We start from the raw sequence: 26,952 nt of genomic DNA on the forward strand, positions 1-26,952 counted from the left end.
ATGCGTGGTGTAGCGTCGGCGCTCCTCGCCAGGTGAGCGGGCCGCCCAGCGTAACGGCGCGCTCGGCCGGGTTCAACGCACTCCAGGGTCTGCCGATGCCGTCATCGCCTGCACCGTCTCCTGCATCGGCGCGCCTGCGCTGGCGCGAAAAGCTGGGCTACGGCGCCGGCGATCTGGGCCTGAATCTGTACTGGGCCAACATCTCCGCGTTCTTGCTGATCTTCTACACCGACACCATGCATCTGCCGGCAGCGGCCGTGGGCACGATGATCCTGTTGACCAAGATCGCCGATGCGATCGCCGATCCGGCGATGGGGGCATTGGCCGATCGCACGCGCAGCCGCTGGGGCAAGTTCCGCCCGTATCTGTTGTGGGGCGCGGTGCCGATGGCGGTGACCGGTGTGCTGGCCTACACCACGCCTGCGCTGGACCAGAACGGGCGCATGTGGTGGGCCACGATCAGCTTCCTGGTGATGATGCTGGCCTACACCGTGGTGAGCATTCCGTACTCGGCATTGTCGGGCGTGATCACCGCCGACAGCAGCCAGCGCACCAGCTTGATCAGCCTGCGCTTCATCGCCGCGTTCGCCGGCACCACGCTGGTCAATTACTGCACCCTGGACCTGGTGGCGTGGCTCGGTGCCGGCAACGATGCGCTGGGCTGGCAGCGCACGATGATGCTGTACGGCGCGGTGGCGGTGGCGCTGTTCGTGACCGTGGCGCTGACCACGCGCGAGCGCGTGCAGCCACCGCCGCAACAGCGCACGCCGGTCCGCCGGGACATCGCCGACCTGCTGCAGAACAAACCCTGGTGCGTGCTGTTCGTGCTGTCGTTGATCATCATGATCACCATTGTCATGCGCGGCGGTGCGGGCGTGTATTACCTCAAGTACTACGTGCAGCGGCCGGAGCTGACCGGGCTGTTCCTGGGCGGCTATTCGGTGTCCTTGGCGGTGGGCGCGGCAATCACGCCGCTGCTGACACGGCATTGGGACAAGCGCCAGTTGATGACCGCGCTGATGGCGATGGTGGGCGTGTTGAGCTGCCTGATGTTCTTCATTCCTGCCGATGCGGTGTGGGCGATCTTCGGGTTGAACATGTTGATCGGGCTGGCGCTGGGGCCGAAGTCGCCGCTGGCCTTTTCGATGTATGCCGACAGCGCCGACTACACCGAGTGGCGCACCGGCCGGCGCGCCACCGCGATGACCTTTGCCGCCGCAACCTTCTCGCAAAAGCTCGGTGGCGCGCTGGCGTCGGCCGGCATCGCCTGGGTGCTGGCGGGCATGGGCTATGTGGCCAACAGCGCACAGTCGGCCGGGTCGTTGACCGGCATCGTGCTGCTGCTGACGGTGATCCCGGGCGCGGTGGCGCTGCTGGCGGCCTGGACCATGCGTTTCTATCCACTCGATGACGGCTTGTTGCGCCGCATCCAACACGAACTGGCCGCGCGCAAGCGCGACGAACAGGAGCACCGCTGACCGTGTCCGCACTTTGCCAGGCTGATTCCAGCACCACGTCCAACGACGATCTGTCCGCGTTGCTGGCGCCCAGCGCCGACGGCACGCGGTATGCGCTCTACAGCCCCACTGCGATGCCGAACGCGGGCGCATTCCTGTGGAACCGCCGCATGATGCTGCAGCTCACCTGCCGTGGTTACGCCACCGGGCAGTTCATGCAGCCGGAGCCGGCCAAGTACGCCCATGCGCCACTGCTGGAGGCGCGCAACTTCATGATGCCCGAGCAGCCCTACTACGCGCATCATCCCGGGCGCTTCTTCTATCTCAAGGACGAAGACAGCGGCGCATTGTATTCGGTGCCGCACGAACCGGTACGCGCGCCGCCGGAGCAGTTCGCGTTTTCCGCCGGCAAGCACGATGTGCGCTGGCGGGTGCGCCATGACGGCATCGTGGTGGAGCTGTGCGTGGCGTTGCCCACCGACGATGCGGTGGAGCTGTGGGAGTGCCGCGTGCATAACCTGTCCGGCCGCACGCGCCGGCTCAGCCTGTATCCGTATTTTCCCATCGGCTACATGTCGTGGATGCATCAGGGCGGCGCCTACGAGCCGGCGCTGGGCGGCATCGTCTGCCGTAGCGTGACGCCGTATCAGAAGGTGCAGGATTATTTCCGCCAGCGTGATTTCAAGGACTGCACCTTCCTGCTGCACGAGCAGCCGCCGGTGGCCTGGGACGCGCAGCAGGCGGCCTTCGAAGGCGAGGGTGGCCTGCATGCGCCCTCGGCCATCCAGGCCGAGCAGCTGGGCAATAGCCAGGCGCACTACGAGAACCCGGCCGCCGCGTTGCAGTACCGGCTGACGTTGGATGCCGATGCGGCCAGCGTGTATCGCTTCGCGTTCGGGCCGGCCAAGGACGATGCGGAGATCGCCGCGCTGCGTGCGCGCTATCTGTCCGAAGCCGGCTTTGCTGCCGCCGCGCGCGACTACGCGCAGTATCTGCAGGGTGGGCAGGGCTGCGTGCAGATCGCCACGCCCGATCCGGCCCTGGACAACCTGGTCAATCATTGGTTGCCGCGGCAGGTGTTCTATCACGGCGACGTCAATCGCCTGACCACCGATCCGCAGACGCGCAACTATCTGCAGGACCACATGGGCATGGCCTACCTGCAGCCGGCCACCGCACGCGCGGCGTTGCTGCACGCGCTCTCGCAGCAGGAACCCAGCGGTGCGATGCCGGACGGCATCCTGCTGGTGGAAGGCGCCGAGCTGAAATACATCAACCAGGTGCCGCATACCGATCACTGCGTGTGGTTGCCGATCTTCCTGAGCGCCTATCTGGCCGAAACCGGCGATGCCAGCGTGCTCGACGCGGTGGTCCGCACGCAGGACGGGCAGGCGCTGAGTGTGGCCGAGCGCCTGGATGCGGCCATGCAATGGTTGCTGGACGCACGCGACGCCCGCGGCCTGAGTTTCATCGCCCAGGGTGACTGGAACGACCCGATGAACATGGTCGGCTGGCGCGGAAAGGGTGTGTCCGGCTGGCTCACCGTGGCCACCGCGTATGCACTGCGGCTGTGGTCGGGCATCTGTGCAGCGCATGGGCGAAGCGCGCAGGCAGAAACGTTTGCGCAGGCCGTGCAGACGGTCAATGCCGATGCCAATCGGGAATTGTGGGACGGCAACTGGTATGCGCGCGGCATCACCGACGACGGCGTGCGCTTCGGCATCGCCGACGATGTGGAAGGACGCATCTATCTCAATCCGCAGAGCTTTGCGCTGCTGGCCGGCACCGCCGATGCCGCGCAGCGCGACGCCTTGCTGGAGGCGGTGCGCGAACAGCTGCATACGCCGTACGGGCCGGTGATGCTGGCCCCGGCGTACACGCATATGCGCGACGACGTGGGCCGGTTGACGCAGAAGTGGCCGGGCGCCGCGGAAAATGGCGCGGTCTACAACCATGCGGTGGCGTTCTACCTGTACAGCCTGTACCAGATTGGCGAAGCCGACCGTGCCTGGGAGATCCTGCGCGCAATGCTGCCCGGCCCCACCCGCGAGGACGTGCTGCAGCGCGGCCATCTGCCGGTGTCGTTGCCCAATTACTATCGCGGCGCCTGGCATCAATATCCGCGCACGGCCGGGCGGTCCAGCCAGCTGTTCAACACCGGCACGGTGGCCTGGGTGTATCGCTGCGTGCTCGAAGGTCTGTTCGGCCTGGTCGGCGAGGGCGATGCATTGGCGATCCGCCCGCAGCTGCCCACGCACTGGCCGCACGCGCAGGTGACGCGCCAGTTCCGCGGCGCGCAGTTCGAGGTGACGCTGACACGTGAGCCGGGACGCACGCAGGTAGACGTTGACGTGGATGGAGCTGCTTGCCCGGACCAGCGTGTGCACGGCATCGTCGCCGGCCGTACGTATCGGGTGCAGGTGCGCCTGCCGGGCTGACGGCCCTCACCCGCCCTTCGGGCACCCTCTCCCGCAGGCGGGAGAGGGGAGCATTGACCGGCCGGACTGCGATCTGGCCGGAACGGCTCAGCCACTCATGTGGGCGCTTTTTTGGATCTGAAGCTTCGGCGTGGCGGAATCGGCCTGGCGGAACAACAAACGGCTGACCGGTAGCGCACTGCAGACGCCCAGCAGGGGGACGTGGTCCAGGCGGACACACCACGCCTGAGCCAACGCGGATCACTCCCTTCTCCCGCGTGCGGGAGAAGGTGCCCGCAGGGCGGATGAGGGGCGTCTGACGCTTAACTCTCCGCCAACCAGTCCGGCACGAACCCCCAACCCCCAATCCCGATTCCCCACTGCGTAAACTCCCAGGCTCGCCTCGCGCCGCCTAGGAACGCCCCTTGGTCTCAAGCTGGATCCTGCTGCTGGTTTCCGTCGGCTATGCCGCGCTGCTGTTCGGCGTGGCGTGGTGGGGTGACCGTCGTCCGCTGTACCCGGAGCGGCCGTGGCTGCGGCCAGCGGTCTACAGCCTGGCGCTGGCGGTGTACTGCTCGTCGTGGACCTTCTACGGCGCGGTCGGCTCGGCGGTGCGCAACGGCATCGGCTATCTGCCGATCTACCTGGGCCCGCTGCTGTTGCTGCTGTTCGGCTGGCGCATCATCGAGCGGCTGGCGCTGATCGCACGCGCCGAGAACACCGTTTCCATCGCCGATTTCATTTCGTCGCGCTATGGCCGTTCGCGGCGGCTGGCGGCGCTGGTGGCGGTGATCGCGCTGGTCGGCATCGTTCCGTATCTGGCCCTGCAGTACAAGGCAGTGGCGATGAGCCTGGAGGTGCTGACCGGGCATAGCAGTGCCGGGCGCGGCATCTTTGCCGATCCGGCGCTGTACGTGGCGCTGTTGATGGCCTTGTTTGCGACCTTGTTCGGCACCCGCCAGGTCGATGCCACCGAACACCACCGCGGCATGATGCTGGCGATCGCGCTGGAGTCGGTGATCAAGTTGATCGCCATCGTCGCGGTGGGCCTGTTCGCCTGGGTGTGGCTGAGCGATCACCAGGTGCCCATCGCCGACTCGGCGCGCACCTTGTTCGAGCACACCCCGTCGGTGGGATTCATTTCGCAGACCTTGCTGAGCTTCCTGGCGGTGATCTGCCTGCCGCGCCAGTTCCATGTGGCCGTGGTGGAATGCAGCGACGTCGGCGACATCCGACGCGCACGCTGGTTGTTCGGCGCCTACCTGGTGATCATCTCGGCAATGGTGGTGCCGATCGCATCGGCCGGCGTGGCCTTGTTCGGCAAGGGCAGCACGGTGGTCGACGATGCGGTGGTGCTGGCGCTGCCGCTGAGCCAGGGCAACACCGTGCTGGCGCTGGTGGCGTATGTGGGCGGGTTTTCCGCCGCCACCGGCATGGTGATCGTGGCCAGCATCGCGTTGGCCACGATGGTCAGCAACGACCTGGTGATGCCGGTGCTGCTGCGCCGCCGTGGCAGCGCCGATGCGCGCGCGGCGGTGGCCTCGCGGGTGTTGTGGATCCGCCGCGTCGCCATCCTGCTGCTGGCGCTGATCGCCTACGGCTACCACCGCAGCGTGGCCAACGACACCACCTTGGCCGCCTACGGCCTGATGGCCTTTGCGGCAGTGGCGCAGTTCGCGCCGGGGGTGATCGGTGGGCTGTACTGGCGCGGCGCCAGCCGCAAGGGCGTGGAGACCGGCATGGTGCTGGGCTTCATGACCTGGATCTACACGCTGCTGCTGCCGGCCGCCACGCGCGCGGGGTGGCTGCAGCCGGACTGGCTGGTGGACGGGCCGTTCGGCATCGCCTGGTTGCAGCCGCAGCAACTGTTCGGCATGCATGGCTGGGACCCGCTGGCGCATGGCACGTTCTGGTCGCTGCTGATCAATGTCGGCGCGATGATGCTGGTCTCCGCACGCTGGCGCCCCGGGGTGGACGAGCGCCTGCGCGCCGCGCCATTCCTGGACCCGTACGCGCAGCGCCCGGCGGTGGCCGGCGACTGGCCCGGGCATGTGCGCGTGGCCGACCTGCAGGCCCTGGCCGAGCGCGTGGTGGGCGAGCGGCATGCGCATCGCGCCTTCGTCGACCAGGCGGTGCTGCTGGAGCGCGAGCTGCAGCCCACCGTCGTGGCTGATCGCGCCTGGGTACAGTTCACCGAGCGCCTGCTGGCCGCCTCGATCGGCGCGGCCTCCGCACGCCTGGTGCTGACCAGCCTGTTGCGCGGCTCGGGCATGGACCTGGGCGAGGTGGTGGCGGTGCTGGACGAAGCCGGCCAGGAGCTGCGCTTCAACCGCGAGATCCTGTCCACCACGCTGGAAAACATCAGCGCTGCGGTCAGCGTGGTCGACCCGGAAATGCGCCTGACCGCGTGGAATCGCCGCTACCAGCAGCTGTTCGGCTATCCGGACGGCATGCTGTATGTCGGCCGCCCGGTGGCCGACCTGATCCGCTACAACGCCGAGCGTGGCGAGCTGGGCGAGGGCGATATCGAAGACCAGATCGATCGCCGTATCCGCCATATGCGCGCCGGCTCGCCGCATGTGTTCGAGCGCACCCGCAGCGACGGCAAGGTGATCGAGATGCGTGGCCAGGCGCTGCCCGGCGGCGGCTATGTCACCAGCTACAACGACATCACCGACTACAAGCGTGCCGAACGTGCGCTGCTGGACGCCAACGAGAACCTGGAACAGCGCGTGGCCGATCGCTCGCGCGAGGCCGAGCTGGCCCAGCAATCCAAGACGCGTTTTCTGGCCGCCATCAGCCACGACGTGTTGCAGCCGCTCAATGCCGCGCGGCTGTTTGCTTCGGCCTTGCGCGAGAGCCACCAGAACAACGAGGAGCAACGCCATCTGGCCGAGCGCGTGGATGCCTCGCTGCGCGCGGCCGAGGAGTTGCTCGATGGCCTGCTCGACGTCTCGCGGCTGGATGCCGGCGGCCTGCGGCCCACGGTCGAGGACTTCGATGCCAGCGCGCTGATGCACGAACTGGCCGCGCAATACGCGCCGGTGGCGTCCAGCCGCGGCCTGCAGCTGCAGGTGCACAGCCGCCCGCTGTGGGTGCGCAGCGACCGCCGTCTGCTTCGCCGGGTGATGCAGAACTTCCTGGCCAATGCGCTGCGCTACACGCGCCAGGGCCGCATCGTGCTGGGCATGCGCGGCCGCGGCGACCAGGTGGAGCTGCAGGTGTGGGATACCGGCCCGGGCATTCCCGAGCACCACATGCGGCAGATCTTCGAAGAGTTCCGCCGCTATCAGCAGCCGTTCGACTGGGGCGAGCAGGGCCTGGGGCTGGGCCTGTCGATCTGCCAGCGCATCTCGCGCCTGCTCGACCATGACCTGAGCGCGCGCAGCCAGGTCGGCCGCGGCAGCATGTTCTCGATCCTGCTGCCGCGCGTGGCGGCAGTGCCGCTGCCACCGGTGCTGCCGGCGGCGGTGGCGCGCGCGCTGCCCAGCGGCGATTCGCTGGCGGGCCTGCGCGTGCTGTGCGTGGACAACGACCGCGAGATCCTCGACGGCATGCGCGCCTTGCTCGGTCGCTGGCAGGTGGAGGTGATCACCGCCAGCACGGTGGATCAGGCGCTGGAACGCGCGCGCGAGCAACCGGACCTGATGCTGGTGGATTACCACCTGCACGACCGGCTCGATGGCCTGGACACGCTGGATGCGCTGCAGGCCGCTGCCCCTGCACCGATTGCCGGCGCCCTGCTCACCGCCGATGGCCGCGATGAACTCAAGCAGCTCGCGCGCGAGCGTGGCTATCGCCTGCTGACCAAGCCGGTAAAACCGGCCTCGTTACGCGCGTTCCTGAGTGCGCATCACGATGCGAAAACGCGCTGACGGGTGCATCCCTGCCATCACCGCGACAGGCGGCGATGCAGGCGGCATCGAGTAAACATCCACGATGCCGACGCGCGCGGAGCGCATGCCCTGCATCGTAGGAGCGCACCCGGGCGCGAGGGGCTTTACCGATAACGCCTGTCGCGCCCAGGTGCGCTCCTACCGGAGACCGCTGCGTGCTACGCGGCGCCGCTGAGGTGTTCGTAGAGGATGACGCTGCCGACGATCACCAGGATCACGCCGCCGAGGATCTCGGCGCGCTTGCCGATCAGGTTGCCGAGCGCGCGGCCCAGCACGCGGTCTAATACGCGGCCCAGCTTGACGCCTGCGGTGGTCATGCACGGAGCGCACTGCCCTGCATCGTAGGAGCGCACCCGGGCGCGAGGGGCTTTATCGATAACGCCTCGTCGCGCCCAGGTGCGCTCCTACGGCAGACCGCTGCGTGCTACGCGGCACCGCTGAGGTGTTCGTAGAGGATGACGCTGCCGACGATCACCAGGATCACGCCACCGAGGATCTCGGCGCGCTTGCCGATCAGGTTGCCCAGCACGCGGCCCAGCACGCGGTCTAATACGCGGCCCAGCTTGACGCCCGCGGTGGTCATGCACGGAGCGCACTGCCATGCATCGTAGGAGCGCACCTGGGCGCGAGGGGCTTTACCGATAACGCCTGTCGCGCCCGGGTGCGCTCCTACGGCAGACTGCTGCGTGCTACGCGGCGCCGCTGAGGTGTTCGTAGAGGATGACGCTGCCGACGATCACCAGGATCACGCCACCGAGGATCTCGGCGCGCTTGCCGATCAGGTTGCCGAGCACGCGACCCAGCATGACGCCTGCGGTGACCATGCTGAAGGTGCACAGCCCGACCACCACCGCCACCACGCCGATATGCACGTCCAGAAACGCCAGGCTCACGCCGACCGCCATCGCATCGATGCTGGTGGCAAACCCGGTGGTGGCCAGGGCGAGCAGGCCGTGCCGTTTTGGCGTGTCGGCAGCTGCATCTTCGATCTCGTCGGCTTCGTTGCGCAGGCCGGCCACAATCATGTGCACACCCAGGCCGCCGAGCAGCACGAAGGCAATCCAGTGATCGAACACACGCAGGTGGCTGGACGCGGCGCGCCCCAGCAGCCAGCCGATCACCGGGGTGATCGCCTCGATGCTGCCGAAGATCAGACCGGCGCGTAGCGCATCGCGCCACTGCGGCTTGCGCATGGCCGCGCCCTTGCCGATCGCTGCGGCAAACGCATCGGTGGACATCGCAAAACCGATCAACACAATGGAAAACGGGGACATCGACATTCTCGGGTTGGGCACGATCGCAACGACATGCGCCCGCGCCAACCGTTGTTGTGCGCGCATGCCGCTGGTCTCGCCAAACCACGATTGGTTGCCTGCACCACGGCGCAATGGCCGAGTATGTTGATGCAGGCGCTTTCGATGGACGAAAGCAGGCTACTCCCCAAGGGGCGCGCAGTGTAGCAACGCATGGCCGCGTTCGGTGCGCCTGCACTGCACGCGAAGGTCGGTCTGATCTTTATAGCCGTGGCTATTGCGACCGGGGATTTACGCGGGTTTTTGCCTTGTTTCCAGGCGTCAGGGCCCGGACGGCAGGCCACCCACCGGTCGGATGTGGTGCCCGATTGCCTTGGCTATGATGAAAAACGGTCTCCCTGCCGATGAAGCAGGCAGCGAAAAACGCGGGAAAAAGCCGCTGATGTGGGATGTGCTGCAGGCAGTGCGATGGAACTTCGTGGCTGGACGTGCGTGCATGCGCCGACGCCGGCTTGCCGCTGTCTTTCTGGACGCCGATGCAGGCATGCAGCGATCAGCAACATGCAGCGATGCGCCGCTTTCCGGAACACTGCGATGTGCGCGGCCTGCGACGCCGCAGCGGGTGCAGGCGACACCGGTCGGATGAAGTGCGATGACCAGGCTGCCATCGCAGCCGCAGCACTCCGGAAAAATCACCCAGCGCTACACGCACAGGCTCAGCCGCGCAGCGGGTAGACGCCAGAGCCAACCGCCGGCAGCGCGCAGCGGGGAGCCACCAGCACCGACGCAAACAAACGCCCGGCCCGAGCCGCGGCTACAGCAACGCTGCGGAGATCTCCGCCGTCGCCGCACACAAGGCCTGCAGTGCCGCGTGCGGGCCGACCAGCTCCGGGCGGCGCGCGATGAACGGGACGGTCAGCGTATAGGTCGCGCTGCCGCGTTGCAGGATCGGTGCGGTCAGGTCGACCACGCCCACCACCGCTTCGCTGGGCTGCATGGCATAGCCGTCGTCGCGCGCCTGCGCGGCGGCCGCCAGGAACTGCGCACGCTCGAACGGCACCTCGCTGGCGTCGAGCATGTCCAGCCAGCGCGCCTGCACCTCCGGCTGCTGGAACGCGAACAGCACCAGCCCGGAACTGGAATGGGTCAGCGGGCGGCGATGGCCGGGGCGTACCACCAGGCCCAGGTCGCTGGGCACGTCCATCTGCGCGATCACCACGATCTGGTCGCCGGACGGTGCCACCAGGTGGCAGGGCTGATAGATCGCATCGGCCAGCCGCCGCATCACCGGCAACGCCGTTTCGCTGATGCTCTGCACCTGCGGCTGCTGCATGCCGAGCATGAACAGCCGATTGGTCAACACATAGTCGCCTTCGCCGTCGCGGGTGAGATAACCGCGCTCCTCCAGCACCTGCAGCATGCGGAAGATTTCCCCGCGCGAGCGGCCGATACCTTGCGAGATCGCGCCCATGCTCATCGGCTGCGCCTGGCGGGCGAGCAGTTCGAGGATGTCCAGGCCCTTGTCCAGGGCGGGGGCGCGGTACTTGGCGGGTTCGGTGCTCATCCGTCTGCGGCTCCAGGCAAGGCTGCGGCGCGCCAGGGTACAGGCATCGCGGGCAGCGGTGAGGGTCGGCCCTCGCGTGCAAATATAAACAAAGTTTTTATATTTGCATGGTGCTGGCCTGCGCAGTACGCTCGCCGCACAGCAACGCAAGCGCCACAGCCTTGGGAGGGGATCGGTCGCATGCATCACAGTGACATTGCCGCGTCACCGCGCGGCAACCTGGCGCGTACCGCCATGGTTCCCCTGTTGTTGATCGTCAGCCTGTTCTTTTTATGGGGCATGGCCAACAACCTCAACGACATCCTGATCAAGCAGTTCAAGAAGGCCTTCGAGCTGACCGACCTGCAGGCAGGCCTGGTGCAGAGCGCGTTCTACCTGGGCTATTTCGTGTTCGCGATGCCGGCGGCGATGTTCATGCGCCGCTACAGCTACAAGGCGGCGGTGGTGCTGGGCCTGCTGCTGTATGCGTGCGGCGCGTTCCTGTTCTATCCGGCCGCGCAGGTGCATACCTACTGGCTGTTCCTGCTGGCCTTGTTCGTGATCGCCAGCGGCCTGGCGTTCCTGGAAACCACCGCCAACCCGCTGGTGACCGTGCTCGGCCCGGCAGAAGGCGCGGCGCGGCGGTTGAACCTGGCGCAGGCATTCAACCCATTGGGCTCGATCACCGGCGTGCTGGTCGGCCAGCACTTCATCTTCTCCGGGGTGGAGCACACCCCGGCCGAGCTGGCGGCGATGACGCCGGCCGCGCGCGCGGCGTTCTTCGCCACCGAATCGGCGGCGGTGCAGACGCCTTACCTGGTGATCGGCGCGGTGGTGGTGGTGTGGGCGATCCTGATCGCGCTGGTGCGCTTTCCCACCGGCGATGCCGGCCCGGGCGAGGCTGCGCCCAGGCGCGCACGCTTCAGCGAATTGCTGCGCAACCGGCTGTTCGTGTTTTCGGTGGTGGCGCAGTTCTTCTACGTGGGCGCGCAGGTTGGCATCTGGAGTTATCTGATCCGCTATCTGCAGGACGCGGTGCCGGGCACGCCGGAAAAAAGCGCGGCCACCTATCTGACCATCTCGCTGGTGCTGTTCATGGCCGGCCGCTTCATCGGCACCGCGCTGTTGCGCTATCTGGCGCCGGCCAGGTTGCTGGCGAGCTTTGCCACGATCAATCTGGTCTTGTGTGCGGTGGCGATCGCCTTCCCCGGTTGGACCGGCCTGTACGCGCTGGTGGCCGCAAGCGTGTTCATGTCGGTGATGTTTCCGACCATCTTTGCGCTGGGCCTGGACGGCATGCATGACGATGCGCGCAAGCTGGGCTCGTCCTTGCTGGTGATGTCGATCATCGGTGGTGCGCTGCTCACCGCGGTGATGGGCGCGGTGTCGGACCTGGCCGGTATCCACTGGGCGATGGTGGTGCCGGGTGGGTGCTTTGCGGTGATCCTGCTGTTCGCGTTGCGCGCACGGCGCGCGGCGCCGGTGATTGCTGGGGCGGGCGCATGAGCACGCGGCGGCTGTGCTACGTGCTGGATCTGCACGACGATGCGCAGTTGATCGCCGAGTACGAGCGTTGGCATCGGCCCAGCGAGGTCTGGCCGGAAGTGGTGGCCTCGTTGCAGCAGGCCGGCATCCTGGAGCTGGAGATCTTTCGCAGCGGCGATCGGCTGGTGATGCTGATGGAGGTCGGCGACACCTACGATCCGGCGGCCAAGGCGGCGCGGGATGCGGCCGATCCGCGGATCCAGGCCTGGGAAGACCTGATGTGGCGGTTCCAGAAACCGCTGCCGGGCAGCGCGCCTGGAGAGAAGTGGCGCGAGGCGGGGCGGATCTTTGCGTTGAGTGCGGCGATCGACGCGCAGCGCTAGCGGTGCCCTCATCCGCCCTTCGGGCACCTTCTCCCGCTTGCGGGAGAAGGGAGCATTCGCTTGGCGGGGCTGCGGTCCGGCCGGCCTGGCAATACCGGGTGGGGCGCTTGTGGGTCTGCGTCTTCGGCCGGGCGAACGGCTGACCGGCAGCATGCTGCAGACGCCCGACGGTGGGGACATGGCGCAGACGCCTACCCCACCTGAGCCAACGCCGACCACGCCCTTCTCCCGGGTGCGGGAGAAGGTGCCCGCAGGGCGGATGAGGGGTTGCGCGCTCAGTCCTCGCCGTTGCCGGCCAGATCTACGACCCGGAAACGTTCACCTGGATGGCTGAGCCGTTTCGTCCGGATTCCAGTCTAGGCCGGACAACCGCTTCCTTCTCCCGCAGGCGGGAGAAGGTGCCCGCAGGGCGGATGAGGGGTTGCGTGCTCAGTCCTCGCCGTTGCCGGCCAGATCTACGACCCGGAAACGTTCACCTGGATGGCTGAGCCGTTCCGGTCGCATCGCAGTCCCGGCCGGACAACCGCTTCCTTCTCCCGCGCGCGGGAGAAGGTGCCCGCAGGGCGGATGAGGGGCTGGGTGCTCAGTCCTCGTCGTTGCCGGCCAGATCTTCGACCCAGAAACGTTCACCTGGATGGCTGAGCCGTTCCGGTCGCATCGCAGTCCCGGCCGGACAACCGCTTCCTTCTCCCGCAGGCGGGAGAAGGTGCCCGCAGGGCGGATGAGGGGTTGCGTGCTCAGTCCTCGCCGTTGCCGGCCAGATCTACGACCCGGAAACGTTCACCTGGATAGCTGAGCCGTTTCGTCCGGATTCCAGTCTAGGCCGGCCAACTGCTTCCTTCTCCCGCGCGCGGGAGAAGGTGCCCGCAGGGCGGATGAGGGGCTGCGTGCTCAGTCCTTGGCGTTGCCGGCCAGATCTACGACCCGGAAACGTTCACCTGGATGGCGGAGCCGTTCCGGTCGCATCGCAGTCCTGGCCGGACAACTGCTTCCTTCTCCCGCGCGCGGGAGAAGGTGCCCGCAGGGCGGATGAGGGGTTGCGTGCTCAGTCCTCGCCGTTGCCGGGCAGATCTTCGACCCAGAAACGTTCACCTGGATGGCGGCTGTTCCGGCCGCATCGCAGTCCCGGCCGGACAACCGCTTCCTTCTCCCGCAGGCGGGAGAAGGTGCCCGCAGGGCGGATGAGGGGTTGCGTGCTCAGTCCTTGGCGTTGCCGGCCAGATCTTCGACCCAGAAACGTCCTTCCGGATAGCTGAACTCCGCGATCGAGGACGCATGCATTTCCGCCGAGAAACCCGCTGCCTCCGGGGCCAGGTAGCGGCCGTGCCGGATGCGCACCGGGTCGAGGAAATGCTGGTGCAGGTGGTCGACGAATTCGATCGCGCGGTCTTCCATCTTGCCGGTGATGGCGACGAAGTCGGCCATGGCCAGGTGTTGCACCAGCTCGCACAGGCCGACGCCGCCGGCGTGCGGGAACACGCGCACATTGAACTTGGCGGCCAGCAGCAGGATGGCGAGGTTTTCGTTGACCCCGCCCACGCGCGCGGCGTCGATCTGGATCAGGTCCACCGCGCCGGCTTGCAATAGCTGCTTGAACACCACCCGGTTCTGAGTGTGCTCGCCGGTGGACACCGGTACCGGCGTGATGCCCTGGCGGATCGCGGCGTGGCCGAGCACATCGTCCGGACTGGTGGGTTCCTCGATCCAGGCGATGTCGAATTCGGCCAGCTGGCGCATCCAGTCGATCGCCGGGCCCACGTCCCAGCGCTGGTTGGCGTCCACCGCCATGGCGATGTCCGGGCCGATCGCCTCGCGCGCCAGGCGGCAGCGGCGGATGTCGTCCTGCACGTTGGCGCCGACCTTGAGCTTGATGGTGCGGAAGCCGTCGGCCACCGCTTCCTTGGCCAGGCGCACCAGCTTCTCGTCCGAGTAGCCGAGCCAGCCGGGCGAGGTGGTGTAGGCCGGATAGCCCTGTTCGATCAGCGTGGCGATGCGTTGCGCGCGCTGCGGTTGCGCCGCGCGCAGGATCGCCAGCGCTTCGTCGCGGGTGAGCGCGTCGGTGAGGTAGCGGAAGTCGATGGTATCGACCAGCTGCTCGGGCGTGAGTTCGGCGATGTAGCGCCACAGCGGTTTTTTCGCCGCGCGCGCGGCCAGATCCCAGGCGGCGTTGATCACCGCGCCGATCGCCATGTGCATCACGCCCTTTTCCGGGCCCAGCCAGCGCAGCTGCGAGTCGTTGGTGAGCCGGCGCGCGAACGCACCCAGATTGGCGATGACCTCCTCGACCGACAGGCCGACCACGTGCTCGGCCAGTGCGGCCACTGCGGCGGTCTGCACATCGTTGCCGCGGCCGATGGTGAACACCAGGCCGTAGCCGGCCAGGTCATCCGGCGCATCGGTGCGCAGCACGACGTAGGCGGCCGAGTAATCCGGATCCGGATTCATCGCATCCGACCCATCGAGCTCGCGCGAGGTGGGGAAGCGGACATCGTGGGTGTCGAGGGCGATGATGGTGCGCATGGAGGTCCTAGGCGATGGAAACGAAAATTAGAAACGCGCGGAGTAAGACGGAAACGGAGCAGGACGCCAGAGCCTCTCTCCCACCGGGAGAGGGGCTTCGGGCTGCATCGTGCCGGATGTATTACGACTTGCCTTGACCGCTATCTCTTTCCAATGCGGAAAAAGGTGCTGAGGAAAGAGGCCTCAAGCCGCATCGCGCGGATGCGCCACCACCGGCTGGCGCTGGCGACCCAGCCCTTCGATCTCCAGCTCCATCACGTCGCCCGGCTTCAGGTACACCGGCGGCTTCTGGCCCAGGCCCACGCCCGGGGGGGTGCCGGTGCTGATCACATCGCCCGGCATCAGCGTCATGTAGCGGCTGATGTGGCTGACCAGTTCGGCCACGCCGAACACCATCGTGCGGGTGCTGCCGTTCTGGTAGCGGTGGCCGTTGACCTCCAGCCACATCGACAGGTTCTGCGGGTCGGCGATTTCATCGCGGGTGACCAGCCACGGGCCGATCGGGCCGAAGGTGTCGGCGCTCTTGCCCTTGACCCACTGGCCGCCGTGTTCGAGCTGGAATTCGCGCTCGGACAGGTCGTTGATCACCGCGTAGCCGGCGACATGGTTCAGCGCCTCGTCCACCGTGACATCGCGCGCCACATCGCCGATCACCACGCCCAGTTCCACTTCCCAATCGCTCTTGACCGAGCCGCGCGGGATGATCACGGTGTCGTTGGGGCCGCACACGGCAGTGGTGGCCTTCATGAACAGGATCGGCATCTTGGGCACGTCCATGCCCGATTCGGCGGCGTGGTCGGCGTAGTTCAAGCCCACGCAGATGAACTTGCCGATCTGCCCCACGGCGGCGCCATAGCGCAGCTCGCCTTCGAGCAGCGGCAGCGTGGCCACATCCAGCGCACGCAGTTTGTCCAGGCCGGCATTGGTGATGTGCTCGCCGGCCACATCGTCGATCACACCGCTCAGATCGCGGATGCGGCCTTGGTCATCGATCAGGCCGGGACGTTCCTGGCCGGGGGCGCCAACGCGTACGAGTTTCATGCAGTCTTCCTTTGCAGGTGAGGAATGGAGCGGCCAGCAACGCTGGCGCGCGTGCATCGGGTGGGTAAGGGCAGCGGGCGCAAACCGAGGCGGACGAGCGGGACGCATCGCATCTGGCAGTGGTGCGCGGCGCCGCGATCCATCGTCGTACTCAGTTCGACCAGCCGCCATCGATGATATGGGTCTGGCCGGTGGTGAACGACGATTCGTCCGAGGCCAGGTACACCACCAGCTGCGCGATTTCGCGCGGGTCGCCCAGGCGGCCCATCGGCTGGCGGTCGGTGAAGCTCTTCCACACGGCCTGTTCGTCGCCGCCCAGCGCCTTGACGCGCTGGCCCAGCGACGGCGTCTTGATGGTGCCGGGGCAGATTGCGTTGCAGCGCACGCCCTGGGCCACGTAATCGGCGGCAATGGCCTTGCTCAGGCCGATCACCGCCGCCTTGGTGACGCCGTAGACGAAGCGGTTCGGCACGCCCTTGATGCTGGAGGCCACCGAGGACATGTTGATGATGCTGCCGCGGCCGCGCTCGAGCATGCCCGGCAGCACCGCCTTGCAGGTGTAGTACATCGCATCGACGTTGATCGAGAACGAGCGGCGCCAGGCCGGCTCGTCGCAATCGAGGATGCTGCCCTGGTGCACGAAGCCGGCACAGTTGAACAACACATCGAACGGGCCGTGCGCGGCGACCAGGTCGGCAACCGCCGATGCATCGGTGACATCCAGCAGCTGGGTGGTGATGGCATCGGATTCGGCTGCCAGCGCCTGCAAGGCTGCGGCGTCGATATCGGTGGCGATCACCTGCGCACCGGCACGCGCGCAGGCCAGCGCGCTTTCGCGGCCGATGCCGGCGCCGGCGGCGGTGATCAGGCAGCGCTTGCCATGCAGGCGGTCGTTGGGAGTTGCAGGGATCGAGACAGTCATACCGAAGAGGTTCCGTGGGTGGGGGCCGCCGGCCGTGGCAGACGATAGAACGTGCGTGCGTTGTCGCCGAACACCGCTTTGGCATGGCCGTCGGCGTGTGTGGCGACCAGGTGCTGTGCGATCTCAAGCCACTGCGCATACTCGGCGCGCTGGGTCAGCACCGGCCAGTCGCTGCCCCACAGCATGCGCTGCGGGCCGAAGCGTGCGAACAGATGCGCGACATACGGCTCCAGCGCCTCCACGCCGGCGCCGCGCGCTGCTTCGGTGAGCAGGCCGGAGAGCTTGCAGTGCACGTTGGGATGCTGCGCCAGCGCGGCCATGCCGGCCGCCCAGGCGACGAATTCGCCCGCGGCGATCTGCGGCTTGCCGCCGTGATCGACGACCACGCGCAACTGCGAATGGCGCTTCAGGCGCGCCTGCAGTGCCGGCACATGCACGCTGCGGATCAGGGCGTCGAAGGCCAGGTCGTGCGCGAGCAGGGCGTCGAAGGCGGCATACAGCGCGGGACTGGCCAGCCACTGCGCATCGGCGATGTCCTGCACCATCGGGCGCAGGCCCTTGAGCACACCGTCGCCGGCCTGCACCAGCGCATCGATGCGCGCGGCGGCATCGGGCGCGGCGAAATCGACCCAGCCCACCACGCCGGCGATGCGCGCATCGGCGCGCGCCAGCTCGAACAGGTAGTGCGTTTCGGCCTCGGTCGCGGCGGCCTGCACCACCACCACGCCATCGATATCGGCAGCGTCCAGCGCCTGGCCGATATCGGCGGGGCCGAAGTCGCGATACAGCGGCGCCAGTTCGGGCGTCAGCCAGTGGTAATCGCCACGGGCCAGCTGCCAGAAATGCAGATGCGCGTCGATGCGGCTCATGGCGTGGGCAGGTCCGCGTCGAGCAGGCCGTCATCGCGCAGGCGCTGCCACAGCGCAGGCGGAATCGCCGCCTGCAACCGCGTGGCGGCCGAGTGCACCTCGGCCACCGTCCGCATGCCGGCCACCACCGTGGTCACCGCCGGATGCGCCAGCGGGAACTGCAACGCGGCCGCGCCGATATCCACCCCGAACGCCGCGCAGGCTGCATACAGGCGCTGCGCATGTTGCAGGGTGGCGGTGTCGACCGGGGCATAGTTGTAGGTCGCGCCGGGGCCATGTGCGTCGCTGAGCAGGCCGGAGCTGTACGGGCCAGCCGACAGGATCGCCACGTTGCGTTGCTGCGCCTGCTCGAGCAGGGCGCGTGCGCCGTGCTGTTCCAGCAGCGTGTAGCGGCCGGCCAGCATCACGCAGTCGAGCGGAAAGCGTGGCAGCACCTCCAGCGCCACCTCCTGCTCGTTGACCCCCAGCCCGATCGCCCCGCAGGCACCGGCCGCCTTCAGCTCCGCCATCGCCGGCAAGGCCTCCTCCAAGGCCTGGCGCAGCACGTTGGCGTGGTTGTCGCCGTGGGTCAGCGCACCGATGTCGTGCAGCAGCAGCACGTCGATGTAGTCGGTGCCCAGGCGCTCCAGGCTGGAGGCAAACGCGCGCCGCACGCCGTCGGCGCTGTAGTCGAACTCGGCGCGCCGGCCCGCTACCGCAAAGCCGTCGCGCCCGGCGGTGGCCTGCGCGTCGTCGTGGATGCAGCGGCCGACCTTGGTCGACAGCGTGTATGCGCTGCGCGGCACGCCGGCCAAACCACGGCCCAGGCGCGTCTCACTCAGCCCGTAGCCGTAGTACGGCGCGGTGTCAAAGTGCCGGATGCCGGCCTGGTACGCAGCCGCCACCGCGGCCAGCGCCTGGCCGTCATCGACCTCGGTATACAGATTGCCGATCGGCGCGGCGCCAAACCCCAGTGCCGACAGCTGCACATCGGTGCCGCCCAGACGCTGCCGCGCAACGCTCACGCCGCACACTCCGCGCGCAGGGCGGCTGCGGGGCAGGTGCACACGGAATCTGGGAAGCAGGAGCTGGGCATCGCGACATCCACCAGCCGGCCGATGCCGGTCTGTTCGCATATGAATATCGCAATCATGAGTAAACAGATCACGCTGCAGTGCAGCATCGCAGGTGGTGGCGGTTCAGCACGGGCGTTGCGCAGCGCTGCGGTGAGTTTCCCGGCATCTTTGCCTGCTGGCCGGCCCGGCATGTGGTGGTCGCCGATCTATGTCGAAATCCGCAGCTGTCATGAGCGCTTCCTATAACGCCGTCTATGCGGTTGCCTCGGTCCGAGGCCTGGGGCTAGATACCAGCCCGACCGCACGAAAGCCCACCCATGCCAACCACCACCCGCCGCGACCTGTTCAAGGTGCTCGCCGCAGGCGCCATCGTCGCGCCGTTGTCGCCGAGCGCACCGGCGGGCGACGCAAACGCGGCCTGCACCGGCACCCCGCAGTGGGCGCGCGGCATCGAAGGCCAGCGCAAGGCGGATCTGGGCAACGGCAGCTACCTCAATCCCATCGTGGCCGGCGATCATCCGGACCCCACCATCCTCAAGGATGGCGACGACTACTACATGACGTTTTCGTCGTTCCTTTCCTATCCGGGCATCGTGCTGTGGCATTCCACCGACCTGGTCAACTGGACATCGCTCGGCCCGGCGCTGCGCAAGCAGCTGGGCACGATCTGGGCACTGGACCTGTGCAAGCACGCTGGCCGCTATTTCATCTACATTCCGGCCAATCCCGACGACAAGGGCTGGTCGATCTTCGTGATCTGGGCCGACGACATCCGCGGACCGTGGAGCGACCCGATCGATCTGCAGATCGCCGGCTGCATCGATCCCGGCCATGTGGTGGGCGAGGACGGCAAGCGCTATCTGTTCGTCAATGGCATCCGCAAGGTGCGCCTGCGCGACGACGGACTGGCCACCGACGGGCAGGTGGAGCCGGCATACGCGCCGTGGCGCTATCCCGACGACTGGATCGTGGAGAACTTCGCCCCCGAAGGCCCCAAGCTGACCTGGCACAACGGCTGGCTGTATCTGGTCACCGCGGTCGGCGGCACTGCCGGGCCGGTGACCGGGCACATGGTCATCGCCGCGCGTTCGCGCTCGGTGCATGGGCCGTGGGAGCACTGCCCGCGCAACCCGCTGGTGCGCACGCAATCCGAACAGGAGCCATGGTGGTCGCGCGGGCATGCCACGCTGGTGGAAGGCCCGCGCGGTGACTGGTGGATGGTCTATCACGGCTACGAGAACGGCTTCCGCACGCTGGGCCGGCAGACGCTGCTGGAGCCGATCGAATGGACCGCCGATGGCTGGTTCCGCGCCACCGGCAGCGATCTGTCCAAGCCGTTGCGCACGCCTGCACGTGGACACGCCACGGGTAATGCGGCGCCCAGCGGTTTCGCCTTATCGGACGATTTTTCCAGCGACAGGTTCGGCACCCAATGGAGCCTGCATGCGCCCAGGCCCGGCGAGCAGGCGCGGGTGCAACGGGCGAATCGGTCGCTGACGCTGGCTTGCTCCGGCAGCTCGCCGGCCGACAGCTCGCCGTTGACCTGTGGCGTGCCCGATCGCGGCTACGTCGCCGAGGTCACGCTGGAGCTCACCGGCAATGCCGAGGGCGGCCTGTTGCTGTTCTACAACCACAAGGCCTTCGTCGGCATCGGCGTTACGCCCGATACCATCAAGACCTACGAATACTCCGAAGAACTGGTGTGGGCACGCGCGCCCAATACGCACCGACGCATCCGCCTGCGTCTGAGCAACGATGCGCATGTGGTGACCTTCGACTATTGCTTCGACGATGGCCGGCAGTGGATTCGCCACCCCACGCGCATGGAAATGTCAGGCTTTCACCACAACGTGTTCGGCGGCTTCCTGAGCCTGCAGCTCGGCATCTACGCTGCGCAGCAAGGCGCAGTGGTGTTGCGTGATTTCAGTTACCGCGTGCTGCGCTGAGCGCGGTCTGCAGCATCCAGCGATGCGGCTAAACGGCGGGGTCCGGGGGGACCCCGCCGTCAGACCTGGCGTGGCTAACAAAACGTAGCTGCACAGGCGTTTCGCTCGCCGCTCCTAGCCGCAGCAGTAGCAGACGTTGCCTTGCCCCAGGTCGCCGCCAAACTCCGGACACTCGGCTTTGCAGGCCCACGCACTACACGATTCGGTTTTCGGCTGTGCGTTATCCACCGCCATGACCTGGAACGCACCGAAACCGGTACTGGCCAGGAACGTGGCCGCCATCAACGCCGTCCGCAAAGTACCCCAACGCTTCTTCATGCATCACTCCTTCACCGTTGCCAAAGCCGCTGGCGCATCCGTGCGGCGCAACGCGGCGACCAGGTCCTGCACCTGCTCCGTGGTATCGAAGACGCCAAGACGGGAATGGCGCACGCGCCCCTGCCCATCGATGGCCATCAGCAGTGGCACGTTGCGCGCGCGAAACAGCATCAATGCGCGACGATCGGTCAACGTGACCACCGGAAAATCGAAGCCATGCACATGCGCATAGCGCGCAGCCTGCGCCGCATCGCACTGGCATACGCCGAGCAATTGCGGACGGCCGGGCAGATTGGCCTGCAACTGCCTTGCCGCACGCAGCACGGTGGGTGCCGAGCGCTGGCAATACGGGCAGGTGGTGGTGAAGAAGAACAGCACCTGCGCCTGTCCCTGCGGCACGCCGAGCAGATGGCGTTGGCCCTGGGTATCGGTGACCGCGATGCGCGGCACGTACATGCCGTCATACGGAGCGCTGATGCGGGTCTGCAACATCTGCTGCTGCGCGCGCAGCTGCTTGTTCTGCCATGCGAGCACCGCGATCAATGCACAGGCAACCAGCAGCCCGATCCAGAGCCAGGGAAAACGTCGCGCCATGCCAGCTCCAGTAGCGTCATCAAGCCCGAGCCTTGCCCAGGCATGAGCTGATGGTCAATGGTGATATCGACAACTGCGATGTCGCGCGGTGCGGGGTTGTGGAGGCGGTCACGCCGCTGCGCTCGGGCTTGCCAGTCTCGCAGCGGTTGGCAGGGGTCGATTGCGCAACTGTGGTGTGTCGATCAACAGCAGTGCGCCGTGTCTGCGTGGCGCGCAGCACCATCCGAAAGATCGATGAAACAGTGCCTGCAATGACTGCGCGTGTTCCTGCGATCAGTGGCTGCGAGCGTTGCCGCCGTCATCTGATCCTTGCCGCTGGCACCGACCATTGCCGACCGATGACGCGGCGCCCTGTCGCCAGGCGAACACAGGCGGTTGCGCGATCAATCAGCGCTGATCTGCAGCGCGTCTGCAACGCGCTGGCAGCAGGCAGACGCGCGTTCGGCCAGCGGGTGCTGGCCCCGCCGGTCACTCGATGCCGCGCACGAATAGCAGCTCCAGATCGCGCATCGGCACGAAGTCGGCCTGCCTGAACTGGAAGGTCAGCGGATCGATCTTCTTCAGTGCGCCGTCGAAGCACAGGCTGAGGATGTCGCTGGCGTTCTGCTTGCGGATGGTCAGCTGGAAGTCCTTGATCGGGCCGTTCCAGTTCTTGCCGGTGGTCAGCACATAACGCAGGTTGGCCCAGCCCAGGCCGTGCGCACCCTCGCGCCGCTGCATGCTGGCCTTGGTGGCTGGTTCGATGCAGGTGCGCTTTGCATACGACTCCAGCAGGAACGCGCTGCCCTGCGGCACGCCGGTGGACAGGCTGGGCGCGTAGGCATGCCGGATCTGCACGCTGCCCCGTGCCGGGAAGACCTGTTGCCAGACGAAGTACTCGCTGAGCGTGAAGCGCGGTTGCTGGTCCCGGTCGATCCAGCGCGCCGGCAACGGCGTGCGCCCGGTCGGCACGTTGCCCGATTCGGCGAACGCGGCGATATCGTCGGTGCTCCAGCCGGTGGCGGCGAATGCCTTGGAGATGTCGCTGCCATCGTCCAGCAACACCACCAGCTTGCGCGTGGTGGTCACCGGTTTGCCGTCCACCCACAGGTTGAAATCGGTCAGTTCGCTGTGATCGGCCATGCCGAAATACATCGGCGGCATCGGGAAGGCGATCGGCACGCTCAATGCGCGCGCGCTGTGGTTGGTGAACACGTAGTCCACTTGCACGCGCTCCTCGCTGAGCAGCAGCGCTTCCTTGTCCATGCTGATATCGGGCTGATGCAACAGCCGGATGGTGCCGTTGTCGTCGCCGAAGCTGCTGTCGTTGGCCTGCGCACTGCCGCAGCCGAGTGCGGCCAGCGCAAGGAGCAGCCCGAGCGGGCCGCGCGGAAAAGAGAGTGGCTGCATGGATCCCCTGGCACCGGCACGCACCGACGCGCCGCAGGCGCACAGCATGCCACGCACCTGCCGATGCCGCAGCGCGGGCATGCATGGCATCAACTGCGCATGGCGTACAGTCGCACGCCCTGCGCACTCCAACCCCACGCTCCGATGCCTTCCTACGTTTCCCTGCTGGCTGTCGCCGCCTGCCTGTTGCTGTCACTGCAAGACAGCCTCGCTGCTGCGCCCGATCGCAGCCAGCCCGCTGCCGTGGTCTCAAGCTGTACCGCCGATGCGTACAGCAGCTGCCCGTCCTGGATGCCGTCGCAGCGTGAGATGCGCACGGTGCTTGCCGATTACTTCTGCGAGGCCGCCGATCGCGGGCTGGTCCGGCCACGCGTGAGTCGCGTGGTGCGCGCGGAGACCTCGCAGGTCACCTGCGCTGCCCTGGGGCCGGAAACCAATTCCAATATCGTGTGCGGAGGCGACATGCATTTCATCGGCCCCGACGGCCGCACCGATTTCGTCACCTTCAGCCCCACCATGCATCGCCAGGACGATGGGCGCTATGCGATCTATGAAGGCGAGGACGAAAACGAAAACGCGGTGTGGCATGTGCCCTCGCCGCAAAGCGCGTCGAAGGTCTGCACGGGCCAGCCGTTGCGTTGATTGTCCCCTGCGGTGGTGACCTCACGCGGCGCTTCGCTGCGGCGATCGGCCTTCGTTTTCGCAGGCCGGTCGACGAGCGCGCTCAGTCTTCTTCAGGCGGCGGCAGTACGATGCCGTCGGCATCGATGGCGAGCTTGCCGGCCATCAGCACCGCCTGGGTGCGGTTGGTGACGCCGAGCTTGCGCAGGATCGCGGTGACATGCGCCTTGATGGTGGCCTCGGACACGCCCAGATCGTAGGCGATCTGCTTGTTGAGCCGCCCGGCGCCGAGCATCTGCAGCACGCGGAACTGTTGCGGGGTGAGATCGCGCAGGCGCTGGCCCACTTCGCGTTCTTCGCTGTCGGTCGGCGGCAGGTTCTGCGCCTCTGCCGGGATCCAGCGCTCGCCATCGAGCACCGTGGCCAGGGCGCGGCCGATGGTGTCCGAATCGGCGGATTTGGGAATGAACCCGAACGCACCATGGTCGATCGCACGCCGCATCACCGTCGGCTCCTCGCGCGCCGACACCACCACCACCGGCAGCTGCGGATGCAGCGAACGCATGTGCACCAGCGCGCTGAATCCCTGCGCGCCCGGCATGTTGAGATCCATCAACAACAGGTCGGCATCCGGTTGCGCATCGGCCAGGGTGTACAGCGCATCCACCGTGTCGGCCTCGAACAACTGCACGCCCGGCATCACGCGCTGCACAGCCCCGCGCAAGGCCTCACGGAACAGGGGATGGTCGTCGGCGATCAGCAGGGTGGTCATTGAGGGGCCGGGATTGGGGATTGGGGATTCGGGATTCGCAAAAGCATGGGATGTCGGGACTGGGGAGTCGGGATTCATGAACGCAGGGATGCCGGAATTCGTGCACCGGAGTTCGCAACAGCCGGTCTGAGCAGGCCATCCGCTTCCCGATTGCCGCTTGATGCTGGATCGAGGAGGGGAATGACGAAGGAGTGGGAACCCGCTTCTGCGAATCCCCGCTCTCCAATCCCCAATCCGCGCCCCTCATCCACCAATCCCCAATCCCGAATGCCTAATCCCCGCCTCTCAGCGCGCCAACCGCTCATTGACCAACGAATCCACCACCGACGGGTCGGCCAGGGTCGAGGTGTCGCCGAGTTGGTCGGGGGCGTTTTCGGCGATCTTGCGCAGGATGCGGCGCATGATCTTGCCCGAGCGGGTCTTGGGCAGGCCCGGTGCCCACTGCAGGTGATCGGGCGAGGCGATCGGGCCGATTTCCTTGCGCACCCAGGTCACCAGTTCCTTGTGCAGTTCCTCGCTCGGGATTTCGCCGGCGATCAAGGTCACGTAGGCATAGATGCCCTGGCCCTTGACGTCGTGCGGGAAGCCGACCACCGCCGCTTCGGCGACCTTCGGGTGCGAGACCAGCGCGCTTTCCACTTCGGCGGTGCCGATGCGGTGGCCGGACACGTTGATCACGTCGTCCACGCGGCCGGTGATCCAGTAATAGCCATCGGCATCGCGGCGGCAACCGTCGCCGGTGAAGTAGCTGCCCGGATAGGTGCGGAAGTAGGTGTCGATGAAGCGCTGGTGGTCGCCGTACACCGAGCGCATCTGGCCCGGCCACGAATCCAGCAGCACCAGGTTGCCTTCGGTGGCGCCTTCCAGGACCTTGCCTTCGGCATCCACCAGTGCCGGCTGCACGCCGAAGAACGGCAGGGTGGCCGAGCCGGGCTTGAGATCGACCGCGCCGGCCAGCGGCGAGATCAGGATGCCGCCGGTTTCGGTCTGCCACCAGGTGTCCACGATCGGGCAGCGGCTGTCGCCGACCACTTCGTAGTACCAGCGCCAGGCTTCCGGATTGATCGGCTCGCCGACGCTGCCGAGCAGACGCAGGCTCTTGCGCGAGGTCTTCTTGACCGGCTCCTCGCCATCGCGCATCAGCGCGCGGATCGCGGTGGGCGCGGTGTAGAAGATGCTGACCTTGTGCTTGTCGATCACTTCCCAGAAGCGCGACACGGTCGGATAGTTCGGCACGCCTTCGAACATCACCGCGGTGGCGCCGTTGGCGAGCGGGCCGTAGACGATGTAGCTGTGGCCGGTGACCCAGCCCACGTCGGCGGTGCACCAGTAGATGTCGTCCTCGCGCAGGTCGAACACCACTTCGTGCGTGTAGCTGGCAAACAGCAGGTAGCCGGCGGTGGTGTGCAGCACGCCCTTGGGCTTGCCGGTGGACCCGGAGGTGTAGAGGATGAACAACGGGTCTTCCGCGTTCATGCGCTCGGGTTCGCACGCGGCCGGCTGGCCGTCGACCACATCATGGAACCAGCGATCGCGCGGTGCCTGCATCTCGACCGCACCACCGGTGTGACGCACGACGAGCACCGTTTCCACGGTGTTGGTGCCGGGCAGTTTCAGTGCCGCATCCACGTTGGCCTTGAGCGGAATCTTCTTGCCGCCGCGCAGGCCTTCGTCGGCGGTGATGATCAGCTTGCTCTGGCAATCGATCACGCGGTCGGCGATCGAATTGGCCGCAAACCCGCCGAACACCACCGAGTGCACCGCACCGATGCGTGCACAGGCGAGCATGGCCACGGCGGCATCGACGATCATCGGCAGGTAGATGGTGACCCGGTCGCCCTTCTTGACGCCCAGGTTGCGCAGCGCATTGCCGAGCTTGCAGACGCGCTCGTACAGCTCGCGATAGGTGACCGGATAGGACTGCGCATCCGGGCTGTCGGGCTCGAACAACAGCGCGGTCTTGTCGCCGCGCGTGGCCAGCTGGCGGTCCAGGCAGTTGACGCTGGCATTGAGCTCGCCATCGCCGAACCAGCGGATGTGGAAATCCTCCAGCGCGTAGCTGACGTCCTTCACCTGGGTGGGTTGCTTGAACCATTCCAGCCGCTGTGCGGCCTTGCCCCAGAATTGCTCGGGGTGTTCGATCGATTCGCGATACAGCGTTGCGTACTGCTCGCGCGTAATGCGCGCATTGGCGGCGAACGCGGGATCGACGGGATAAACCTCAGCCATGGCACCCTCACTTGCGATGAACTTGTCGGAAGAGGACGTTGCGGCTGCCCTCGGTAGACAATCAGTGTGCCGTATCCATTCTGTCCCGGCGTTCAACCGGGCCTTAGACCTTGGTCTTACCTGCCGCAGCCGGTGATCCGCAATCCGTTGCCGGCCCTGGTGCAACGATCGGCCACCTTGTGGAATGCTGCGCTGCAGCTACGACCAAAGGCGAATAGGCTGCAAAGCGCGGACTGCCTCAC

21 protein-coding genes, 2 pseudogenes and 1 riboswitch are annotated in these 26,952 nt (G+C 66.9%); of the genes and pseudogenes, 9 read left to right on the forward strand and 14 right to left on the reverse strand.

All coding sequences use genetic code 11. The features are described 5' to 3' along the window. The first annotated feature begins 95 nt into the window (after positions 1 to 95). The 3 genes from EO174_RS20235 to EO174_RS20245 all read left to right on the forward strand — a co-directional run bounded on the left by EO174_RS20235 (position 96) and on the right by EO174_RS20245 (position 7,749). Entirely contained in the window at positions 96 to 1,478 is a 1,383-nt protein-coding gene (locus EO174_RS20235; protein ID WP_126946989.1) for an MFS transporter, read from the forward strand. 62 nt (positions 1,479 to 1,540) lie between these two features. Then, positions 1,541 to 3,895: an NdvB protein gene (locus EO174_RS20240; protein WP_164740282.1), complete on the forward strand. Its 2,355-nt coding sequence runs from the start codon at positions 1,541 to 1,543 to the stop codon at positions 3,893 to 3,895. 404 nt (positions 3,896 to 4,299) lie between these two features. Further along, entirely contained in the window at positions 4,300 to 7,749 is a 3,450-nt protein-coding gene (locus EO174_RS20245; RefSeq protein WP_115678114.1) for a PAS domain-containing hybrid sensor histidine kinase/response regulator, read from the forward strand. Between the two features lie 179 nt (positions 7,750 to 7,928). On the opposite strand, the pseudogene EO174_RS23005 reads toward EO174_RS20245, so the two are convergent. From EO174_RS23005 to EO174_RS20250, 3 genes and pseudogenes are all read right to left on the reverse strand, one after another. Next, positions 7,929 to 8,045, reverse strand: a pseudogene (locus EO174_RS23005) (manganese efflux pump); the annotation flags it as partial. Between the two features lie 149 nt (positions 8,046 to 8,194). After that, positions 8,195 to 8,311 (reverse strand): annotated as a pseudogene (locus EO174_RS23010) (manganese efflux pump); the annotation flags it as partial. Positions 8,312 to 8,459: 148 nt separating this feature from the next. Next, on the reverse strand, positions 8,460 to 9,044 hold the full coding sequence (locus EO174_RS20250; protein ID WP_126946995.1) for a manganese efflux pump MntP family protein: 585 nt from the start codon (positions 9,042 to 9,044) through the stop codon (positions 8,460 to 8,462). 46 nt (positions 9,045 to 9,090) lie between these two features. Beyond that, a riboswitch (yybP-ykoY riboswitch) is annotated at positions 9,091 to 9,218 on the reverse strand. 184 nt (positions 9,219 to 9,402) lie between these two features. Between EO174_RS20250 and EO174_RS20255 the strand changes: the two genes are divergently transcribed. Continuing rightward, on the forward strand, positions 9,403 to 9,669 hold the full coding sequence (locus EO174_RS20255) for a hypothetical protein (RefSeq protein WP_126946998.1): 267 nt from the start codon (positions 9,403 to 9,405) through the stop codon (positions 9,667 to 9,669). 168 nt (positions 9,670 to 9,837) lie between these two features. Here EO174_RS20255 and EO174_RS20260 read toward each other — a convergent pair whose 3' ends face one another. Then, the gene (locus EO174_RS20260) at positions 9,838 to 10,587 is read right to left on the reverse strand and encodes an IclR family transcriptional regulator (RefSeq protein ID WP_126947001.1); all 750 of its coding nucleotides are present in this window, start codon (positions 10,585 to 10,587) and stop codon (positions 9,838 to 9,840) included. A 180-nt stretch (positions 10,588 to 10,767) separates the two neighbouring features. Between EO174_RS20260 and fucP the strand changes: the two genes are divergently transcribed. Together fucP and EO174_RS20270 are read left to right on the forward strand one after the other, a co-directional pair. Beyond that, positions 10,768 to 12,072: an L-fucose:H+ symporter permease gene (gene fucP, locus EO174_RS20265; protein WP_104649879.1), complete on the forward strand. Its 1,305-nt coding sequence runs from the start codon at positions 10,768 to 10,770 to the stop codon at positions 12,070 to 12,072. Beyond that, positions 12,069 to 12,434 (forward strand): L-fucose mutarotase, encoded by a 366-nt coding sequence (locus EO174_RS20270; protein WP_104585593.1) that lies wholly within the window; start codon positions 12,069 to 12,071, stop codon positions 12,432 to 12,434. The genes fucP and EO174_RS20270 overlap by 4 nt, the downstream gene beginning before the upstream one ends. A gap of 1,197 nt (positions 12,435 to 13,631) precedes the next feature. Here EO174_RS20270 and EO174_RS20275 read toward each other — a convergent pair. The 5 genes from EO174_RS20275 to EO174_RS20295 form a co-directional block, all read right to left on the reverse strand. Continuing rightward, positions 13,632 to 14,954, reverse strand: a complete 1,323-nt coding sequence (locus tag EO174_RS20275) for an L-fuconate dehydratase (RefSeq protein ID WP_126947004.1) — start codon at positions 14,952 to 14,954, stop codon at positions 13,632 to 13,634. A gap of 183 nt (positions 14,955 to 15,137) precedes the next feature. Then, the gene (locus EO174_RS20280; RefSeq protein ID WP_126947007.1) at positions 15,138 to 15,995 is read right to left on the reverse strand and encodes a fumarylacetoacetate hydrolase family protein; all 858 of its coding nucleotides are present in this window, start codon (positions 15,993 to 15,995) and stop codon (positions 15,138 to 15,140) included. A 151-nt stretch (positions 15,996 to 16,146) separates the two neighbouring features. Beyond that, the gene (locus tag EO174_RS20285; protein WP_104649882.1) at positions 16,147 to 16,917 is read right to left on the reverse strand and encodes an SDR family oxidoreductase; all 771 of its coding nucleotides are present in this window, start codon (positions 16,915 to 16,917) and stop codon (positions 16,147 to 16,149) included. Further along, positions 16,914 to 17,786 (reverse strand): amidohydrolase family protein, encoded by an 873-nt coding sequence (locus EO174_RS20290; RefSeq protein WP_126947010.1) that lies wholly within the window; start codon positions 17,784 to 17,786, stop codon positions 16,914 to 16,916. The genes EO174_RS20285 and EO174_RS20290 overlap by 4 nt, the downstream gene beginning before the upstream one ends. Further along, a complete protein-coding gene (locus tag EO174_RS20295) occupies positions 17,783 to 18,826 on the reverse strand; it encodes an aldo/keto reductase (RefSeq protein ID WP_343132552.1) in 1,044 nt (347 codons plus the stop codon). The genes EO174_RS20290 and EO174_RS20295 overlap by 4 nt, the downstream gene beginning before the upstream one ends. Positions 18,827 to 18,901: 75 nt before the next feature. On the opposite strand from EO174_RS20295, the gene EO174_RS23015 reads away from it, so the two are divergent. Beyond that, complete coding sequence (locus EO174_RS23015) at positions 18,902 to 19,087, forward strand: hypothetical protein (RefSeq protein ID WP_164740277.1); 186 nt, start codon at positions 18,902 to 18,904, stop codon at positions 19,085 to 19,087. Between the two features lie 71 nt (positions 19,088 to 19,158). Then, the gene (locus EO174_RS20305) at positions 19,159 to 20,787 is read left to right on the forward strand and encodes a family 43 glycosylhydrolase (protein WP_126947013.1); all 1,629 of its coding nucleotides are present in this window, start codon (positions 19,159 to 19,161) and stop codon (positions 20,785 to 20,787) included. Positions 20,788 to 20,901: 114 nt separating this feature from the next. Here EO174_RS20305 and EO174_RS20310 read toward each other — a convergent pair whose 3' ends face one another. From EO174_RS20310 to EO174_RS20325, 3 genes are all read right to left on the reverse strand, one after another. Further along, positions 20,902 to 21,105: a hypothetical protein gene (locus EO174_RS20310; RefSeq protein WP_016901788.1), complete on the reverse strand. Its 204-nt coding sequence runs from the start codon at positions 21,103 to 21,105 to the stop codon at positions 20,902 to 20,904. Between the two features lie 3 nt (positions 21,106 to 21,108). After that, positions 21,109 to 21,672: a TlpA disulfide reductase family protein gene (locus EO174_RS20315; RefSeq protein ID WP_180708177.1), complete on the reverse strand. Its 564-nt coding sequence runs from the start codon at positions 21,670 to 21,672 to the stop codon at positions 21,109 to 21,111. A gap of 495 nt (positions 21,673 to 22,167) precedes the next feature. Next, on the reverse strand, positions 22,168 to 23,088 hold the full coding sequence (locus tag EO174_RS20325; protein ID WP_126947016.1) for a DUF4424 family protein: 921 nt from the start codon (positions 23,086 to 23,088) through the stop codon (positions 22,168 to 22,170). A 309-nt stretch (positions 23,089 to 23,397) separates the two neighbouring features. On the opposite strand from EO174_RS20325, the gene EO174_RS20330 reads away from it, so the two are divergent. Beyond that, the gene (locus EO174_RS20330) at positions 23,398 to 23,730 is read left to right on the forward strand and encodes a hypothetical protein (RefSeq protein WP_226427882.1); all 333 of its coding nucleotides are present in this window, start codon (positions 23,398 to 23,400) and stop codon (positions 23,728 to 23,730) included. An 82-nt stretch (positions 23,731 to 23,812) separates the two neighbouring features. Here EO174_RS20330 and EO174_RS20335 read toward each other — a convergent pair whose 3' ends face one another. Both EO174_RS20335 and acs read right to left on the reverse strand, forming a co-directional pair. Beyond that, positions 23,813 to 24,481 carry a response regulator transcription factor gene (locus EO174_RS20335; protein ID WP_016901792.1) on the reverse strand — a complete coding sequence of 223 codons (669 nt, stop codon included), beginning with the start codon at positions 24,479 to 24,481 and terminating at the stop codon, positions 23,813 to 23,815. A gap of 285 nt (positions 24,482 to 24,766) precedes the next feature. After that, complete coding sequence (acs, locus tag EO174_RS20340) at positions 24,767 to 26,710, reverse strand: acetate--CoA ligase (RefSeq protein ID WP_119131545.1); 1,944 nt, start codon at positions 26,708 to 26,710, stop codon at positions 24,767 to 24,769. Between the last annotated feature and the right edge of the window lie 242 nt (positions 26,711 to 26,952).

This window comes from Xanthomonas sp. BRIP62418, assembly GCF_003993495.1.
Classification (GTDB): Bacteria; Pseudomonadota; Gammaproteobacteria; order Xanthomonadales; family Xanthomonadaceae; genus Xanthomonas; species Xanthomonas euroxanthea.

Bases quoted from the DNA above. Each gene is read 5' to 3' on its own strand.
- EO174_RS20305 (WP_126947013.1), top strand. From the start codon at position 19,159: ATGCCAACCACCACCCGCCGCGACCTGTTCAAGGTGCTCGCCGCAGGC.
- EO174_RS20275 (WP_126947004.1), bottom strand. From the start codon at position 14,954: ATGCGCACCATCATCGCCCTCGACACCCACGATGTCCGCTTCCCCACC.
- EO174_RS20290 (WP_126947010.1), bottom strand. From the start codon at position 17,786: ATGAGCCGCATCGACGCGCATCTGCATTTCTGGCAGCTGGCCCGTGGC.
- EO174_RS20270 (WP_104585593.1), top strand. From the start codon at position 12,069: ATGAGCACGCGGCGGCTGTGCTACGTGCTGGATCTGCACGACGATGCG.
- EO174_RS20255 (WP_126946998.1), top strand. From the start codon at position 9,403: ATGATGAAAAACGGTCTCCCTGCCGATGAAGCAGGCAGCGAAAAACGC.
- EO174_RS20325 (WP_126947016.1), bottom strand. From the start codon at position 23,088: ATGCAGCCACTCTCTTTTCCGCGCGGCCCGCTCGGGCTGCTCCTTGCG.
- EO174_RS20235 (WP_126946989.1), top strand. From the start codon at position 96: ATGCCGTCATCGCCTGCACCGTCTCCTGCATCGGCGCGCCTGCGCTGG.
- EO174_RS20335 (WP_016901792.1), bottom strand. From the start codon at position 24,481: ATGACCACCCTGCTGATCGCCGACGACCATCCCCTGTTCCGTGAGGCC.
- EO174_RS20250 (WP_126946995.1), bottom strand. From the start codon at position 9,044: ATGTCCCCGTTTTCCATTGTGTTGATCGGTTTTGCGATGTCCACCGAT.
- EO174_RS20330 (WP_226427882.1), top strand. From the start codon at position 23,398: ATGCGCACGGTGCTTGCCGATTACTTCTGCGAGGCCGCCGATCGCGGG.
- EO174_RS20280 (WP_126947007.1), bottom strand. From the start codon at position 15,995: ATGAAACTCGTACGCGTTGGCGCCCCCGGCCAGGAACGTCCCGGCCTG.
- EO174_RS20285 (WP_104649882.1), bottom strand. From the start codon at position 16,917: ATGACTGTCTCGATCCCTGCAACTCCCAACGACCGCCTGCATGGCAAG.
- EO174_RS20260 (WP_126947001.1), bottom strand. From the start codon at position 10,587: ATGAGCACCGAACCCGCCAAGTACCGCGCCCCCGCCCTGGACAAGGGC.
- fucP (WP_104649879.1), top strand. From the start codon at position 10,768: ATGCATCACAGTGACATTGCCGCGTCACCGCGCGGCAACCTGGCGCGT.
- EO174_RS20310 (WP_016901788.1), bottom strand. From the start codon at position 21,105: ATGAAGAAGCGTTGGGGTACTTTGCGGACGGCGTTGATGGCGGCCACG.
- acs (WP_119131545.1), bottom strand. From the start codon at position 26,710: ATGGCTGAGGTTTATCCCGTCGATCCCGCGTTCGCCGCCAATGCGCGC.
- EO174_RS23015 (WP_164740277.1), top strand. From the start codon at position 18,902: ATGAATATCGCAATCATGAGTAAACAGATCACGCTGCAGTGCAGCATC.